The sequence below is a fragment of the Streptomyces sp. NPDC090045 genome (assembly GCF_044747975.1).
In the GTDB taxonomy this organism is placed as follows: Bacteria; Actinomycetota; Actinomycetes; order Streptomycetales; family Streptomycetaceae; genus Streptomyces.
On sequence record NZ_JBIVFA010000006.1, the window covers coordinates 209,756 to 225,501 of the forward strand.

11 protein-coding genes and 2 tRNA genes are annotated in these 15,746 nt (G+C 70.8%); 5 read left to right on the forward strand and 8 right to left on the reverse strand.

Annotated elements, in window-relative coordinates:
* The first annotated feature begins 26 nt into the window (after window positions 1–26).
* Window positions 27–2,180 carry an aminodeoxychorismate synthase component I gene (pabB, locus tag ACIPYQ_RS18575; protein WP_401252288.1) on the forward strand — a complete coding sequence of 718 codons (2,154 nt, stop codon included), beginning with the start codon at window positions 27–29 and terminating at the stop codon, window positions 2,178–2,180.
* 60 nt (window positions 2,181–2,240) lie between these two features.
* On the opposite strand, the gene ACIPYQ_RS18580 is transcribed toward pabB, so the two are convergent.
* On the reverse strand, window positions 2,241–3,194 hold the full coding sequence (locus ACIPYQ_RS18580) for a helix-turn-helix transcriptional regulator (RefSeq protein WP_401252291.1): 954 nt from the start codon (window positions 3,192–3,194) through the stop codon (window positions 2,241–2,243).
* A gap of 106 nt (window positions 3,195–3,300) precedes the next feature.
* On the opposite strand from ACIPYQ_RS18580, the gene ACIPYQ_RS18585 reads away from it, so the two are divergent.
* Together ACIPYQ_RS18585 and aroB are read left to right on the forward strand one after the other, a co-directional pair.
* The gene (locus ACIPYQ_RS18585; RefSeq protein ID WP_401252294.1) at window positions 3,301–4,782 is read left to right on the forward strand and encodes an MFS transporter; all 1,482 of its coding nucleotides are present in this window, start codon (window positions 3,301–3,303) and stop codon (window positions 4,780–4,782) included.
* Window positions 4,783–4,831: 49 nt separating this feature from the next.
* A complete protein-coding gene (aroB, locus tag ACIPYQ_RS18590; RefSeq protein ID WP_401252297.1) occupies window positions 4,832–5,932 on the forward strand; it encodes a 3-dehydroquinate synthase in 1,101 nt (366 codons plus the stop codon).
* A 145-nt stretch (window positions 5,933–6,077) separates the two neighbouring features.
* Here the strand turns inward: aroB and ACIPYQ_RS18595 are convergent.
* Window positions 6,078–6,150 (reverse strand) — tRNA-Ala (locus ACIPYQ_RS18595).
* A 162-nt stretch (window positions 6,151–6,312) separates the two neighbouring features.
* Between ACIPYQ_RS18595 and ACIPYQ_RS18600 the strand changes: the two genes are divergently transcribed.
* On the forward strand, window positions 6,313–6,861 hold the full coding sequence (locus ACIPYQ_RS18600; protein ID WP_030707692.1) for a transcriptional regulator: 549 nt from the start codon (window positions 6,313–6,315) through the stop codon (window positions 6,859–6,861).
* A 43-nt stretch (window positions 6,862–6,904) separates the two neighbouring features.
* The gene (locus tag ACIPYQ_RS18605; protein WP_401252300.1) at window positions 6,905–8,185 is read left to right on the forward strand and encodes a protein kinase; all 1,281 of its coding nucleotides are present in this window, start codon (window positions 6,905–6,907) and stop codon (window positions 8,183–8,185) included.
* On the opposite strand, the gene ACIPYQ_RS18610 is transcribed toward ACIPYQ_RS18605, so the two are convergent.
* The 6 genes from ACIPYQ_RS18610 to gyrB form a co-directional block, all read right to left on the reverse strand.
* The gene (locus ACIPYQ_RS18610) at window positions 8,172–9,497 is read right to left on the reverse strand and encodes a hypothetical protein (RefSeq protein ID WP_401252303.1); all 1,326 of its coding nucleotides are present in this window, start codon (window positions 9,495–9,497) and stop codon (window positions 8,172–8,174) included. The two genes, ACIPYQ_RS18605 and ACIPYQ_RS18610, sit on opposite strands and share 14 nt — an antisense overlap.
* Before the next feature lie 122 nt (window positions 9,498–9,619).
* Window positions 9,620–9,754, reverse strand: coding sequence for a DLW-39 family protein (locus ACIPYQ_RS18615; protein ID WP_208809277.1), 135 nt, complete (start codon window positions 9,752–9,754; stop codon window positions 9,620–9,622).
* Between the two features lie 144 nt (window positions 9,755–9,898).
* Window positions 9,899–9,972 (reverse strand) — tRNA-Ile (locus ACIPYQ_RS18620).
* Window positions 9,973–10,089: 117 nt separating this feature from the next.
* Entirely contained in the window at window positions 10,090–10,641 is a 552-nt protein-coding gene (locus ACIPYQ_RS18625) for a DUF3566 domain-containing protein (RefSeq protein ID WP_401252306.1), read from the reverse strand.
* Between the two features lie 114 nt (window positions 10,642–10,755).
* Window positions 10,756–13,371, reverse strand: a complete 2,616-nt coding sequence (gene gyrA / locus ACIPYQ_RS18630; RefSeq protein WP_362234677.1) for a DNA gyrase subunit A — start codon at window positions 13,369–13,371, stop codon at window positions 10,756–10,758.
* A gap of 43 nt (window positions 13,372–13,414) precedes the next feature.
* On the reverse strand, window positions 13,415–15,439 hold the full coding sequence (gene gyrB, locus ACIPYQ_RS18635) for a DNA topoisomerase (ATP-hydrolyzing) subunit B (RefSeq protein ID WP_361752894.1): 2,025 nt from the start codon (window positions 15,437–15,439) through the stop codon (window positions 13,415–13,417).
* Window positions 15,440–15,746: the final 307 nt, after the last annotated feature.

Consider the following 15,746-nt stretch of genomic DNA (forward strand, 5'->3'; position numbering starts at 1 on the left):
GAGAACCCGTGATGGCGAAAGAACCCGTGCGAACTCTTCTCATAGACAACTACGACTCCTTCACGTTCAACCTTTTCCACTACCTCGCCGAGGTGAGCGGGTCCGAGCCGGTGGTGATGCGCAATGACGATCCCGCGTGGGACCCGTCCCGGCTCGCGGAATTCGACAATGTGGTGCTGTCCCCCGGCCCCGGCGACCCGGCCCGCGCGGCCGACTTCGGAATCTGCCGCGACATCATCGACGGCCCGGACATACCGCTGCTCGGCGTCTGCCTCGGACATCAGGGAGTAGCGCTGCTGCACGGCGGAACGGTCGCCCGGGCCCCGGAGCCGCGGCACGGCCGCACCTCTCCGGTGCTGCACCGGGGCACCGGTCTCTTCCGTGACGTCCCCTCGCCCTTCGAAGTGGTGCGCTACCACTCGCTGACGGTGACGGACCTGCCCGACGGGCTGGAGGCCACCGCATGGACGCCGGACGGCGTGCTGATGGGGCTGCGGCACCGGCACAGGCCGGTCTGGGGGCTCCAGTTCCACCCCGAGTCGGTCCTCACGCAGTACGGACATGCGCTCCTCTCCAATTTCACCGGGCTGAGCCGCCGGTGGCACGCGGAACGGGGCTCGGGAACGTCCCGGACGCCGCGGCCCGCCGTCGCGACGAAGTCGCCCGGCGTCCGCACCCCGTTGCCCGCCCACGGCAACGGGCGGCGGCTGCGCGTCCTGGCGGAGCAGACGCCGACCGGCTGGGCGGACGAGACCGCCTTCCACCGGCTCTTCGGGGCGAGCGAGAACGCGTTCTGGCTGGACAGCAGCAAGACCGATGCCGATGCGGGCCGGTTCTCCGTCATGGGTGACGCGGCGGGCCCGTTCGCGCGGGTGGCCAAGGCCGATGTGCGCAGCCACACCGTCACCGTGCGCTCGGCCACGGGCTCCGAGATCATCACGGGCGGCTTCCTCGACTGGCTCGACCGCGACCTGAAGACGATGCGCACCGAACTCCCCGCCGTCCCCTTCGACTTCACCCTGGGCTGGGTCGGCTACCTCGGCTACGAGCTGAAGGCGCAGTGCGGCGCCGACGCGGCCCATCAGGCGCAGGACGCCGACGCCACCATGGTGTTCGCCGACCGCGCGGTGGTCCTGGACCACGCCACGGGCACCACCTACCTGCTGGCCCTGGCCGAAGACGGCGACGAGGCGCCGGCCCGTGCCTGGCTCCGTACCGCCGCACGGACGCTGGAGTCGATCGCGGGAGAGCTCCCGGGCGACCCCCCGGACGCACCCGCTCCACGCGCTCCGGCCGCCGGCATCCGGCTGCGGCACGACCGTGACGCGTACCTGCGGCTGATCGACGCCTGCCAGGAGGAGATCTCCGCGGGCGAGACGTACGAGGTCTGCCTCACCAACCTCGCCGAGGCCGAACTGGACCTGGACCCCTGGGACGCGTACCGCCTGCTGCGCCGCTTCAGCCCGGCTCCGTACGCCGCTCTGCTGCGCTTCGGGCAGCTGTCCGTGCTCAGCACCTCGCCCGAACGCTTCCTGCACGTCACCGCCGACGGCATCGCCTCGTCCAAGCCGATCAAGGGCACCCGGCCGCGCGGCACGACGCCGGAGCAGGACGCGGCGATCGTCGCGGACCTGCGCGCGGACGAGAAGGACCGGGCGGAGAACCTGATGATCGTCGACCTGGTGCGCAACGACCTCGGCCGCCATGCCGAGCTGGGGTCGGTCGAGGTCACGGGCCTGTTCGACGTCGAGACGTACGCGACCGTGCACCAGTTGGTGAGTACGGTCCGGGCCAGGCTGCGCCCGGACCGCAGCGCCGTGGACTGCGTGCGGTCCGCGTTCCCCGCAGGTTCGATGACGGGCGCCCCGAAGCTCCGCACCATGCAGATCATCGACCGCCTGGAGGCCGGACCGCGCGGGGTCTACTCCGGTGCCATCGGCTACTTCTCGCTGTCCGGCTCCGCGGACCTGAGCGTCGCGATCCGTACGACGGTGATCACCCCGGGCCGGGTCCGCTACGGAGTCGGCGGGGCGATCGTCTCGCTGTCGGACGCGGAGGCGGAATTCGAGGAGACGGCGGTCAAGTCGGCTCCGCTGCTGATGCTCACCGGGGCCGCATTCCCCGGCCGCCGCGGGACGCCGGAGCGCAGCCGGAGCGGCGGGGCGGCGCGCGGACAGTGAGCGGGGCCGCCCCTCGGGGCCGCCTCGGGACCGGTGAGCGGGCCCCCCGGGCGGCGCCGGTCAGGGGGCGGCGGGCCGGCCGGTGCGGGCCCCCTGCCGCAGCAGCTCGGCGGGGCCCAGCTCCTGGTAGCGGCCGACGAGTTCACCGAGCAGCCGCTGCGACCGCGCGTCGTCGGGCGTGTAGATCCACATCTTGGTGTCGGGGGCGGAGGCCACGGCGAAGCCGGCCGCGATCATGCTGAGCTCGTCCCCGTCGACGGTCCAGAACGACTTGCGCCGGGTGACGGACGAGGCGACCTCGTGCCTGGCCCAGATCTCGGCGAAGCGCCCGTTCGCCTCGGAGAACCGCCGGATGAACCCGGTCCAGTGCGGGTCGCCCAGGCGGCGGCCGGACTCGGCCCGCAACTGGGCGACCATGAAGGAGACTTCGCGCTCCCACTCGACGAGCGGCTGCAGATGCTCCTCGGCGGTGAACAGGTGCCACAGCACATTGCGATCCGCCGCCGGCAGCAGCGCCAGACCCGGATCGAGCGCCGCGTACGCGTCGTTGAAGGCGAGCACGTCGTAGCGGGCCGTCACGATGGTCGCCGGAAGCGGGATCAGGGCGTCGAGGATGGTCTGGTGCTCCGGCGGCTGCGGCTGCCTCGCCGACACGTCGAGCGGCACGCCGGGGACGTCCGCCAGCCGGTAGAGATGGTCCCGCTCGGTCCGGTCGAGCCGCAGGGTCCGGGCGATCGCGTCGAGCACCTGGACGCTGGGGTTGATGCGACGCCCCTGCTCCAGCCACGTGTACCAGGCGACTCCGATGCCGGAGAGCTGGGCGACCTCCTCGCGGCGCAGCCCGGGCGTACGCCTCCTGGTGCCGCGTGAAATGCCCGCGTCCTCCGGGCTGGTGCGCTCCCGGCGCAGCCTGAGGAAGGCCCCCAGTTCGGCGCGCCGCTGGGCCTCGCTGCCTGCGGAACCGCTGGTGGGAGCGCTGGTGGGACCGTTCGCGGCGTCGATGTCGTCGGGCATCACCACCCCAGTGTGCGGGACCGCCGCAGGGCGCAGCCAGATACCCCCGGTACCGGGATAAGTGGATATCTGGTACCCGCATGTGACCACCGGGATCATCACCGTCATGAGTGAGACGACACAGAACCGGGCGGTCGCTCCCCCCTCCCGGGGGAGCGCGTCACCGGCCCCCGACCCCGCCGTGAAGCGCCGGAACAACGGCATGCTGGTGGTCATGCTGGGCGCGGTCTTCATGGCCCTGCTCGACTCGACCATCGTCAACGTCGCGACGCCGACCATCCGCACCGACCTGGGCACCACCGGCTCGGCGCTGCAGCTCATCGTCTCCGGCTACACCATCGCGTACGCCACGCTGCTGGTGACCGGCGCCCGTCTCGGTGCCCGCAACGGCTTCCGGACCATGTTCCTGTTCGGACTCGTCACCTTCACCGTGGCCTCCCTCGCCTGCGGTCTGGCACCCGGCTCGGCGACGCTGATCGGCGCCCGCGTGGTGCAGGGCGTCGGAGCGGCGACGATGATGCCGCAGATCTACAGCCTGATCCAGCTGAACTTCGAAGGGGCCGCGCGGGCCCGGGCACTGAGCCTGTACGCGGCGGTCATCGGGCTCGGCGTCGTGGTCGGCCAGGTCGCCGGCGGCCTCCTGGTCAGCGCGGACCTCTTCGGAACCGGCTGGCGTCCGGTCTTCCTGATCAACGTGCCGGTGGGCGTGGTCCTGGTGATCGCCGGGCTGCGGCTGCTGCCGCAGGGCAAGCCCGCGAAGCCCAAGGGCCTGGACATCCCCGGTCTGATCACGCTGACCGCGGCGCTGCTGCTGCTGGTCGTGCCGCTCGTCATGGGCCACGAGCAGAACTGGCCGCTGTGGATGAAGATCTCCCTGGTCGCCTCGGTCCCCGCGCTCGTGGTGTTCGTCCTCGTCGAGCGTGCGGTCGCGCGCCGCGGCGGAGCGCCGCTGGTGCCGGGCCGGGTGCTGAAGACGCCCGGTCTGGTGCCGGGAGCGTCCGCCAACTTCTTCGCGATGGCCGGGTACGCGGGTTTCCTCTTCGCCTTCTCGCAGCACATGCAGTCGGGGCTCGGCGAGTCCGCGACCCGTACCGGTCTGACGTTCGCGCCGCTCGCCATCGGCGTCGCGACCGGCAGCCTCACCTGGCAGAAGGTGCCCGAGCGGCTGCACCGGCCGATGATCGCCACCGCGTGCGTGATCGCGGCCGTCGGCTACGCGGCCATCGGCTTCGACATGCGCCCGGGCGGCCACGGCGGCATCGCGCTCCCGGCCCTGCAGCTGGTCGTCGGCATCGGGATGGGCTACATCACCAGCCCGCTGCTCACCGTGGCGCTGGCCCAGGTCAAGCCGGCCGACGCGGCGGACGCGAGCGGCGTGATGACGACCGCGGCGCAGATCGCGCAGGTTCTCGGCGTTGCGGCGTACGGCAGCGTCTACCTCGGCGCGGCCGACGGCGGGGCGGCCGACTCCTCGGCGCACGCCATCTTCGTGACCGCCCTGCTCGTCACGGTCGGGGCCCTGCTCAGCGCACTGGCGGCCCTGAGGCTGCCCCGCAAGCAGCAGACGGCCCGAGCCCATCGCCCGTGACACCGACCACCGACCGACCACCGACCGACTCCCCCGGAACGAGGCCCCCATGGCAGTCGCCGGTCTTGTGACCGCACGCATCCCGGTCGGCGGTTCGCCCGGCACCGATCCGTACGAGGTACTGATCGGACGCCAGCTGCTGAGCGAGCTCCCCGGGCTGCTCGGCCCGGCGGCCGCCCGGGTGGCGGTGATCCACGCGGGGCCGCTCGCCGGCACCGCCGAGCGGATCCGGGCGGACCTGGCCGCGCTGGGCCGTGAGGCCATCACCCTCCAGGTGCCCGACGCCGAGGCGGCCAAGAGCGCCGAGGTCGCGGCGTACTGCTGGAAGCGGCTGGGGCAGGGCGGCTTCACCCGTACCGATGTCATCGTCGGCGTCGGCGGCGGCGCCACCACCGATGTCGCCGGGTTCGTCGCGGCGACCTGGCTGCGCGGAGTGCGGTGGATCGCGGTGCCTACGACCCTGCTGGCGATGGTGGACGCGGCGGTGGGCGGCAAGACGGGCATCAACACCGCCGAGGGCAAGAACCTCGTCGGGGCCTTCCACCCGCCCGCCGGGGTGCTGTGCGACCTCAGCGCGCTGGACTCGCTGCCGGTCGACGACTACGTGAGCGGCCTGGCGGAGATCATCAAGGCCGGTTTCATCTCCGACCCGGCGATCCTCGACCGCGTGGAGGACTGTCCGGCCGGTGCCCGCTCGCCGGCCGGTCCGCACACCGCGGAGCTGATCGAGCGCTCGATCCGGGTCAAGGCGCAGCTCGTCTCCGGCGACCTGAGGGAATCCGGTCCGCGCGAGTTCCTCAACTACGGCCACACCCTCGCCCACGCCATCGAGAAGAACGAGCGCTACACGTGGCGGCACGGAGCCGCGGTGTCGGTGGGCATGGTCTTCGCGGCCGAACTCGCCCACCTGAGCGGGCGGCTGGACCGGGCCACCGCCGACCGCCACCGCTCGGTCCTGGAGTCGGTCGGGCTGCCGCCGGCCTACCGCGGCGCCCCGTGGCCGGCGCTCCTGCGGTCCATGAGGGTCGACAAGAAGGCGCGCGGCACCCTGCTGCGCTTCATCGTCCTCGACGGACCGGGCCGACCGGCCGTGCTGGAGGGCCCCGGCCTGCCGGTGCTGTCCGCGGCGTACGCAAGGGTGACGGCCTGACGCCGTACACCCCCCAAAAGACGAGCAGCTCCGCATTCCCCCGGCGGAGCTGCTTCTTTTTTCCCCGACCCCACCGTGCCGGCGGCCAGGACGCGAAAAAGCCCCTCTGAACTGCGTCGCCGCAGGTCAGAGGGGCTGAAGAGAGTGGAGCCTAGGAGATTCGAACTCCTGACATCTGCCTTGCAAAGGCAGCGCTCTACCAACTGAGCTAAGGCCCCGTGGAACTGGACGCACCCGTCCCACGCGCGACAGGGGGTCGTTCCGCAGAACAGAGTACCGGGTGTACCCCCTCATCTCGCAAAATGATAGGGACTCCCGTCGTGCGACCACTCTCCGTAAGATGCTCGCGAGGTTCGCACCAGCGAAGGGGAGTAGTAAGAGTGGACGCAGTACAGCAAGAGGCCACGGCCAGAGCCAGAGAGCTTCAGCGCAGTTGGTACGGGGAACCGCTGGGAGCGCTCTTTCGCCGGCTCATAGATGACCTCGGCCTGAACCAGGCCCGCCTCGCTGCCGTCCTCGGTCTGTCGGCGCCCATGCTGTCCCAGCTGATGAGCGGCCAGCGCGCCAAGATCGGGAACCCGGCCGTGGTACAGCGCGTCCAGGCCCTCCAGGATCTCGCCGGCCAGGTGGCCGACGGAAGCGTCAGCGCCGGGGAGGCCACCGACCGGATGGACGAGATCAAGAAGACCCAGGGAGGATCCGTCCTGAGCAACAGCGGCCAGACCACCATCAGCTCCGGTGCGCCCACGGTCAAGCGGGTCGTCCGCGAGATCCAGTCGCTGCTGCGCTCGGTCTCCGCGGCCGGCGACATCATCGACGCGGCGAACACCCTCGCCCCCAGCCACCCGGAACTGGCAGAGTTCCTCCGGGTGTACGGCGCGGGCCGCACCGCGGACGCGGTCGCCCACTACGAGGCGCACCAGAACTGACGGCACGAGGGCGGACTACGGGGGACGGGGGACGGGCGCAGCGATGGGTGAGATCTTCGCCGGTCGGTACGAGCTGATCGATCCGATCGGGCGCGGTGGCGCGGGTGCCGTGTGGCGGGCCTGGGACCACCGCCGTCGCCGCTACGTCGCCGCGAAGGTCCTCCTGCAGAGCGACGCCCACACCCTGCTGCGCTTCGTGCGGGAACAGGCCCTGCGGATCGACCACCCGCACGTGCTCGCTCCCGCCAGCTGGGCGGCCGACGACGACCAGGTCCTCTTCACCATGGACCTGGTCGGCGGCGGCTCCCTCGGCCACGTGATCGGGGACTACGGCCCCCTGCCGCCCCGCTTCGTGTGCCTGCTGCTCGACCAGCTCCTGTCGGGGCTGGCCGCGGTGCACGCGGAAGGCGTGGTCCACCGCGACATCAAACCGGCCAACATCCTGATGGAGGCCACCGGAACCGGGCGGCCGCACCTGCGGCTGTCCGACTTCGGCATCTCCATGCGCAAGGGCGAGCCCCGGCTGACCGAGACCAACTACGTGGTCGGCACCCCGGGCTATTTCGCCCCCGAGCAACTGCTGGGCGCCGAGCCCGACTTCCCCGCCGACCTCTTCGCCGTCGGGCTGGTCGCCCTGTACCTCCTCCAGGGCGCCAAGCCCGATTCCCAGGGCCTCGTGGAGCACTTCCTGGCCCATGGCACCCCGGGCGCCCCGCAGGGCGTTCCCGCCCCGCTGTGGGACGTCCTCGCCGGTCTCCTACAGCCGGACCCCCAGAGCCGGTTCCGTACGGCCACAGGGGCGCGCAAGGCCCTTGCCGAGGCCGTGGAACTGCTGCCGCCGCCCGCCCCGGACGAGGGCCCGGTGGAGGTGTTCGACCAACTCGGCCCGCTCCCGCCCGGTTTCGGCCCGCAGGGCCCCCTCGCCACGGCGGCGGTGACCCCGCAGTCGCCCACCGCCGGCGTGGTGCCGCCCGGCGCGTCCGCCTCCGTGACGCAGGCCGCGGAGCCCGCCCCCGCCGATCCGCGCGGTACGGCGGCGACGACGGCGGGAACCCCGTCCACGGCCGCGACGGCCCCGGCCGGGCCGACCGCCCCGCACCCGGCCGTCCCGGCCCAGGTGCCCGCGTACGGGCCCTCGGAGACGGGCAGCTTCCACCTGCCGCCGCCCTCCCCGGCGGGCCAGCCGTCACCGGCGACCGCCTCCGCCCCGCCGGTCCGGGCGGCCGGCGGCATCGCCCCGCCTCCGGCGAAGGCGGTGGCCTCGATCCTCGCCGCGGCGCTGCTCTGCTTCGCCGTCGGCGTCTGGGCCCTCACCCAGCTGTAGGACCGCGCCCCCGCCGCCCGAGCAGGGTCCAGCCGCCCAGCACGAGCAGCAGCACCGTCCCGGTGCCGAAGCCGGCCCCGGCCACGACCCGCATCACGGAGCGCCTGTCGGCCGCCGCCGCGGCCTCCGGGGCGGTCAGCCCCTCCCGGGCGGCGGTCCGGTCCTCCGCGCCGACCCCGAAGCCGCCGGCGGCCGGACTCTCCTTGTAGGCGGGCGCCCCGGCCGGGGTCCCGCCGACCTCCAGCCGCAGGGTCAGCGGCACGGGCACCGCGTCCTCGGTGAAGCCGGCGACCCTCGTGCCCATCGTCACCGCGACGTAGTACCAGCCCGCGACGGCCACGGGCTGCACGGCCCGGTCACTGGCGAAGCGGTTCTCGTAGGCGACGGGAGGGGTCTTCCCCAGGGTGATCCCGGCCTGCTTGCCGTCGTACGAGATGTCCTTGCCGGCGATCAGGCCCCGGTACGGGGTGTAGAGCGCGACCGAGAGCCCGCCCGAGGCGGAGCCGTACTTCTTGGTCATCCTGGCGGCGGCGAGTTCGGCGCCGACCCCCAGCTGCTGTCCCCAGTCCAGCGGGACCCGGTAGTAGCGGGTCTGGCCGGGCCTCAGCTCGTCGCGCCACACCCCGGCGCCCAGGGCGCGCGCGTCGTTGAAGCCGGTGCCTCCGGTGCGGCCCACCGCCTCGGTGCCGGGCAGGGCGGGGGACCCGGAGGGCCAGCTGCTCGGCGCGGTGGTGGGAGCGCCCGCGCCGCGCCCCGGTTCCCGCTGCACCTTGATCTCCAGCGGCCAGGGGCTCTGGTCGTAGCCCTTGGCCGACGTGCGGGTGATCTTGGCGTAGTACACGCCGGCGGGCGCGCAGTTCTCGTCCTCCGCGCCCCACCGGACGCCGGCCGCGCCGATGGGGTAGGGGTCGTAGCCGAAGTTCGCCCGGCCGACACTGGCCCGGCAGGAGCTCCCGGCGGTGGTCATGATCTCCACCTCGATGCCGTCGCCGCCGGACACCTTCGCGCCCGCCGCGGGCCGGACCACGGCGGAGACGTAGACGTTCGAGCCGTCCTTGTCCAGGACGAGCCGGTACACGCGCTCCCCGGGGCCGAGGGTGTCCTCGTAGACGCTCCCCGGCTCGATCTGCGGGGCGTCCGCGGTGGAGGGCGTGCCCTCGATCGCCTTGGCGCCGTCCGCGGCCCGGTACGTCGGGACCGGCTGCGGCTGCGTCCCCTCCGCGCGGGCGGCCGCCGGCGGGCCGGCCGTCAGGCCCAGGGCCGCCGCCCCCACCACGGCTCCCAGCCGCACCGTCGTCCGTACCCGACCCATCACGCCCACCCCGAGTTTGCTAGCGCAAGCCAAATCTTTGCATAACGGAAGTTTTCGTCACAGAACAGCACAAAGCCCCGGCCGCAGCGGCAGCCGGGGCTTCATGGGATCAGCCTTGGGTCTCACACACCGGAACCAGAAGGCACGGAGTCGGTTGCCTCCGTCCACAGGTCCTGCTCGGCGCGGTCCGCCTGGATCTGGCGGTACACGAGGAGCCCGCCGATGGCGGCCAGTGCGACCAGGAGCAGCTTCTTCACCGCGCGACCTCGTCTTTCGTTGACGTAGGGGACTTCTGGCAGCCAACAATACACACCGACCGATACCGATCGGTGACCTGCCAACCCACCAACTGGCCCTACGACAAAGACCCCCAGGCCTTGGCCTGGGGGTCTTCGACACTGTGGGGCTAACAGGATTTGAACCTGTGGCCTCATCCTTATCAGGGATGCGCTCTAACCAACTGAGCTATAGCCCCATCCGCGCTGCGCGCTGACTCCTGAAGGTTAGCGCACAGACCCGGTCAGGCCAAAATCCGTTCCGACCGGGCGTCTGCGCAGGTCATCCGGCCCCTTGCAGGCCCCTCCGCGAGGACCTACTCGTCCTCGGCGAGGGTCAGCTCCACACCGCCGACGAAGCCCGCCGACAGGTTGTAGATGAAGGCGCCCAGCGTGGCCAGTGCCGTGGCCAGCACCACGTCGATCACCGCGATCACCGACGTGAAGGTCAGCACGCGCGGCAGCGACAGGAACGACTGGAGGTCGAAACCGTTGCTCTCGTTCGAGCCGGTCGCCTCGCTGATCGTGCCGCCGACGGTCGAGAAGACGCCCATCGCGTCCATGACCATCCACAGCACCGCCGCCGCCACGATGGTGCAGATGCCCAGCGCGATCGACAGCAGGAAGCTGACCTTCATCACCGACCAGGGGTCGGCCTTGGCCACCCGCAGCCGTGCCTTGCGCGTCCTGGGCGCCGTACGGACCCCAGGACGCGGCTTGCGCTGTGCGGCGCCGCCCCCGTTCGCCCGCGGCGTGCCCGCGCCCGAGGGCGCCGCGTAGGCCTGCGGCGGCTGGTACGGCGGCTGCGCGGGCCGGTCCTGGCCGGCTTCCGCGCCGGCCGCCGGCTGCGGCCCTCGGGTGTCCGTCACGACGATCCCCCTGCCCTCGGAGGTGGCATCGCCACCTTGGGAGTCCGCGGCGGGGCCACGGGCACCGTTCGCCCCAGTCTTGGCCGGTCCGGCGCCCGTGGCTCCACTCACGACTTACTCCTCGTGCTCCCCGGCCGAAGGCTGCGTGCCCTCGGCGGCCTCGGCGGCCTGTCCGTCGGCCACCTCGGTGTCGTTCTCGTCGGCCTCGACCTCGTCAGCTTCCTGACCGGCCTCGGCGTTACGGGCGATGCCGACCACGGCATCGCGCTTGCCCAGGTTGATCAGCTGGACGCCCATGGTGTCACGGCCGGTCTCCCTGACTTCGTTGACGCGCGTACGAATCACACCACCGCCGAGCGTGATGGCGAGAATCTCGTCCGTCTCGTCCACCACGAGCGCCCCTACGAGCGACCCGCGGTCCTCCACGATCTTGGCGGCCTTGATACCCAGACCGCCACGGCCCTGGACGCGGTACTCGTTGACCGGCGTCCGCTTGGCGTAGCCGCCGTCGGTCGCGGTGAAGACGAACGTACCCGGCCTCACCACGCTCATGGACAGCAGTTCGTCACCTTCGCGGAAACTCATGCCCTTCACGCCCGAGGTGGCGCGGCCCATCGGACGCAGCGCGTCGTCGGTCGCCGTGAAGCGGATCGACTGCGCCTTCTTGCTGATCAGCAGCAGGTCGTCCTCGGCGGACACCAGCTCCGCGCCGATCAGCTCGTCGTCGCCACCGCTCTCCGTCTCCCGGAGGTTGATCGCGATCACACCACCCGAACGGGGCGAGTCGTAGTCCTTCAGCGCCGTCTTCTTCACCAGGCCGCCCTTGGTGGCCAGGATCAGGTAGGGCGCCGCCTCGTAGTCGCGGATGGCGAGGATCTGGGCGATCTTCTCGTCCGGCTGGAAGGCCAGCAGGTTCGCCACGTGCTGCCCGCGGGCGTCACGGCCGGCGTCCGGGAGCTCGTACGCCTTGGACCGGTAGACCCGGCCCTTGTTCGTGAAGAACAGCAGCCAGTGGTGCGTGGTGGACACGAAGAAGTGGTCGACCAGGTCGTCCTGCTTCAGCTTGGTGCCGCGCACGCCCTTGCCGCCGCGCTTCTGCGAGCGGTAGTCCTCGGTCTTGGTGCGCTTGACGTAGCCGCCGTGCGTGATCGTGACGACGATGTCCTCTTCGGCGATCAGGTCCTCGATGGACATGTCACCGTCGAAGGGCACCAGCTTGGAACGCCGGTCGTCGCCGAACTTGTCGACGATGGCCGCCAGTTCCTCGCTGACGATGGAGCGCTGACGCTCCTCCGAGGCCAAGATGGCGTTGTACTCGTTGATCTTGGCCTGGAGCTCGTCGTGCTCGGCGACGATCTTCTGCCGCTCCAGGGCCGCGAGGCGGCGGAGCTGCATCTCCAGGATCGCGTTCGCCTGGATCTCGTCGATCTCCAGGAGGCCCATCAGGCCCTCGCGCGCGATCTCGACCGTGTTGCTGCGCCGGATCAGCGCGATGACCTCGTCGATCGCGTCCAGCGCCTTGAGCAGACCGCGCAGGATGTGCGCGCGCTCCTCCGCCTTGCGCAGGCGGAACTTCGTGCGCCGGACGATGACCTCGATCTGGTGCGTCACCCAGTGGCGGATGAAGGCGTCGATCGAGAGCGTGCGCGGCACGCCGTCCACCAGCGCCAGCATGTTCGCGCCGAAGTTCGTCTGCAGCTCGGTGTGCTTGTAGAGGTTGTTCAGCACGACCTTGGCGACGGCGTCGCGCTTCAGGACGATCACCAGGCGCTGGCCGGTCCGCGACGAGGTCTCGTCACGGACGTCGGCGATGCCGCCGACCTTGCCGTCCTTCACCAGGTCCGCGATCTTCTGCGCGAGGTTGTCGGGGTTGGTCTGGTACGGGAGCTCCGTGACCACCAGGCACTGGCGGTTCTGGATCTCCTCGACCTCCACCACCGCGCGCATCGTGATGGAGCCGCGACCGGTCCGGTACGCCTCCTCGATCCCCTTGCGGCCCACGACCAGGGCGCCCGACGGGAAGTCGGGGCCCTTGATCCGCTCGATGAGCGCGTCCTGGAGCTCCTCGTGCGAGGCCTCCGGGTGCTCCAGCGCCCACTGGGCGCCGGCCGCGACCTCGCGGAGGTTGTGCGGCGGGATGTTGGTCGCCATGCCGACCGCGATGCCGGCGCTGCCGTTGACCAGCAGGTTCGGGAAGCGCGCCGGCAGGACCGTCGGCTCCTGGTTGCGGCCGTCGTAGTTGTCCTGGAAGTCGACGGTCTCCTCGTCGATGTCCCGGAGCATCTCCATGGCCTGCGGCATCAGCTTGCACTCGGTGTAGCGCATCGCGGCCGCCGGGTCGTTGCCCGGAGAGCCGAAGTTGCCGTTCGAGTCCACGAGCGGCATGCGCATCGACCACGGCTGGGCCAGGCGGACCAGGGCGTCGTAGATCGAGCTGTCACCGTGCGGGTGGTACGTGCCCATGACGTCGCCGACGACGCGGGCGCACTTGTAGAAGCCCTTCTCGGGCCGGTAGCCGCCGTCGTACATCGCGTACAGCACGCGGCGGTGCACCGGCTTGAGGCCGTCCCGCACGTCCGGCAGGGCGCGCGAGACGATGACGGACATCGCGTAGTCGAGGTAGGAGCGCTGCATCTCCGTCTCGAGCCCGACGGGCTCGATGCGCAGCACGGGCTGCTCCTCCGCAGCATTCTCGGCGTTCTCTGCGGTGGGGGTGGTTTCGTCGGCCATTGCTGGTCAGAAGTCCTTTCAGGCGGCGGTCAGCGGAGCCGACTCAGATGTCGAGGAACCGGACGTCCTTGGCGTTGCGCTGGATGAAGGAGCGCCGCGCCTCGACGTCCTCGCCCATCAGCACCGAGAACAGGTCGTCGGCCTGCGCCGCGTCGTCCAGCGTGACCTGGCCGAGGACGCGGTGGTCCACGTCCATGGTGGTGATGCGCAGCTCCTCGGCGTTCATCTCGCCCAGACCCTTGAAGCGCTGGACCGAGTCGTCCTTGATCCGCTTGCCGTTCTGCTTGCCGAGCTCCACCAGCGCGTCGCGCTCGCGGTCCGAGTACGCGTACTCGAAGTCGTCCCGGCCCCACTTGATCTTGTAGAGCGGCGGGCGCGACAGGTACACGTGACCGGCCTCGACCAGCGGGCGCATGAAGCGGAAGAGGAAGGTCAGCAGCAGGGTGTTGATGTGCTGGCCGTCGACGTCGGCGTCCGCCATCAGGATGATCTTGTGATAGCGGAGCTTCTCGATGTCGAAGTCCTCGTGCACACCGGTGCCGAAGGCGCTGATCAGCGCCTGGACCTCGGTGTTCTGGAGGATCTTGTCGATACGGGCCTTCTCGACGTTCAGGATCTTGCCGCGGATCGGCAGGATGGCCTGGTACATCGGGTTGCGGCCGGACTTCGCGGAGCCACCGGCCGAGTCGCCCTCGACGATGAAGATCTCGCACTTGGTCGGGTCGTTCGACTGGCAGTCGGACAGCTTGCCCGGCAGCGAGGCGCTCTCCAGCAGACCCTTGCGGCGGGTGAGGTCGCGGGCCTTGCGGGCCGCGACGCGCGCCGTGGCCGCCTGGATCGACTTGCGGATGATGTCCGCGGCCTCGACCGGGTTGCGGTCGAACCAGTCGTTCAGGTGCTCGTGGACGACCTTCTGCACGAAGGTCTTGGCCTCCGTGTTGCCCAGCTTGGTCTTCGTCTGGCCCTCGAACTGGGGCTCGCCCAGCTTGACCGAGATGATCGCCGTCAGACCCTCGCGGATGTCCTCGCCGGCGAGGTTGTCGTCCTTCTCGCGCAGCAGCTTCTTGTCGCGCGCGTAACGGTTCACCAGACCCGTCAGCGCCGCACGGAAGCCCTCCTCGTGCGTACCGCCCTCGTGCGTGTGGATCGTGTTCGCGAAGGAGTAGACGCCCTCCGTGTACTGCGAGTTCCACTGCATCGCGATCTCGACCGAGAGCATCCGCTCCTTGTCCTCGGCCTCGACGTCGATGACGGTCGGGTGGATCAGCTCGCCCTTGCGCGAGTTGAGGTACTTCACGAAGTCGACGATGCCGCCCTCGTAGTAGTACTTCACGGTGCGCGCGGTGGGCTCGGCGGTGTCCGCGTCGGGGTCGTCCGCGCCGACCGTGGCCTTCGCCGACTCGCGCTCGTCGGTCAGCGACAGGGTCAGGCCCTTGTTGAGGAAGGCCATCTCCTGGAAGCGGCGCGAGAGCGTCTCGAAGGAGTACTCGGTCGTCTCGAAGATGTCGCCGTCGGCCCAGAAGGTGACCGTGGTGCCGGTCTCGGCGGTCTCCTCGTTCTTGGCCAGCGGCGCCGTCGGGACGCCCAGCTTGTAGTCCTGGGTCCAGCGGTGGCCGTCCGTCTTGACCTCGACCGCGACCTTGGTCGACAGGGCGTTGACGACGGACACGCCGACGCCGTGCAGACCGCCGGAGACGGCGTAGCCGCCGCCGCCGAACTTGCCGCCCGCGTGCAGGACCGTCAGGACGACCTCGACGGCCGGCTTGCCCTCGGACGGGACGATGCCGACCGGGATACCACGACCGTTGTCGACCACGCGCACCCCACCGTCGGCGAGGATCGTCACGTCGATGGTGTCCGCGTGCCCGGCCAGCGCCTCGTCGACCGAGTTGTCGACGACCTCGTAGACGAGGTGGTGCAGACCACGCTCGCCTGTCGAGCCGATGTACATACCCGGCCGCTTGCGGACCGCGTCCAGGCCCTCGAGGACCTGGATCGCACTGGCGTCGTAATTCTTCTCGTTGGAGTCGCCGGAATCGGCCACGAAGCGCCCTTTCTGGCACAGCACAGGCCGTACTCCGGGCCAGCAGGCATGCAAGCAGGAGCGGCTGCGTCGATCTGCGTTGTCAGCTTTTGTCAGCGGGATCCCGCAAGCGGGCGGGATTTGCTTCAGTCTACCGGTACCACCGACATGAATGGGGGTTTGCCGGTACCTGAGTCCGCATGTGCCGCCCTGAACCTCCTCTCTCCGACTCCCCACATCCGGGAAGGGGCTCAAAGAGGCTCACACGGGCATCCAGCGCTTCGGCCTGTCAACCTCCGGCTACCGTGAGGGACACCACCCAAAACACCCCCGCCGGCCCCTCCAGCCCCGC

Coding starts and splice junctions, on each gene's coding strand:
- ACIPYQ_RS18585 (WP_401252294.1), top strand. CDS start 3,301: ATGAGTGAGACGACACAGAACCGGGCGGTCGCTCCCCCCTCCCGGGGG.
- ACIPYQ_RS18610 (WP_401252303.1), bottom strand. CDS start 9,497: ATGGGTCGGGTACGGACGACGGTGCGGCTGGGAGCCGTGGTGGGGGCG.
- ACIPYQ_RS18605 (WP_401252300.1), top strand. CDS start 6,905: ATGGGTGAGATCTTCGCCGGTCGGTACGAGCTGATCGATCCGATCGGG.
- aroB (WP_401252297.1), top strand. CDS start 4,832: ATGGCAGTCGCCGGTCTTGTGACCGCACGCATCCCGGTCGGCGGTTCG.
- gyrA (WP_362234677.1), bottom strand. CDS start 13,371: ATGGCCGACGAAACCACCCCCACCGCAGAGAACGCCGAGAATGCTGCG.
- ACIPYQ_RS18580 (WP_401252291.1), bottom strand. CDS start 3,194: ATGCCCGACGACATCGACGCCGCGAACGGTCCCACCAGCGCTCCCACC.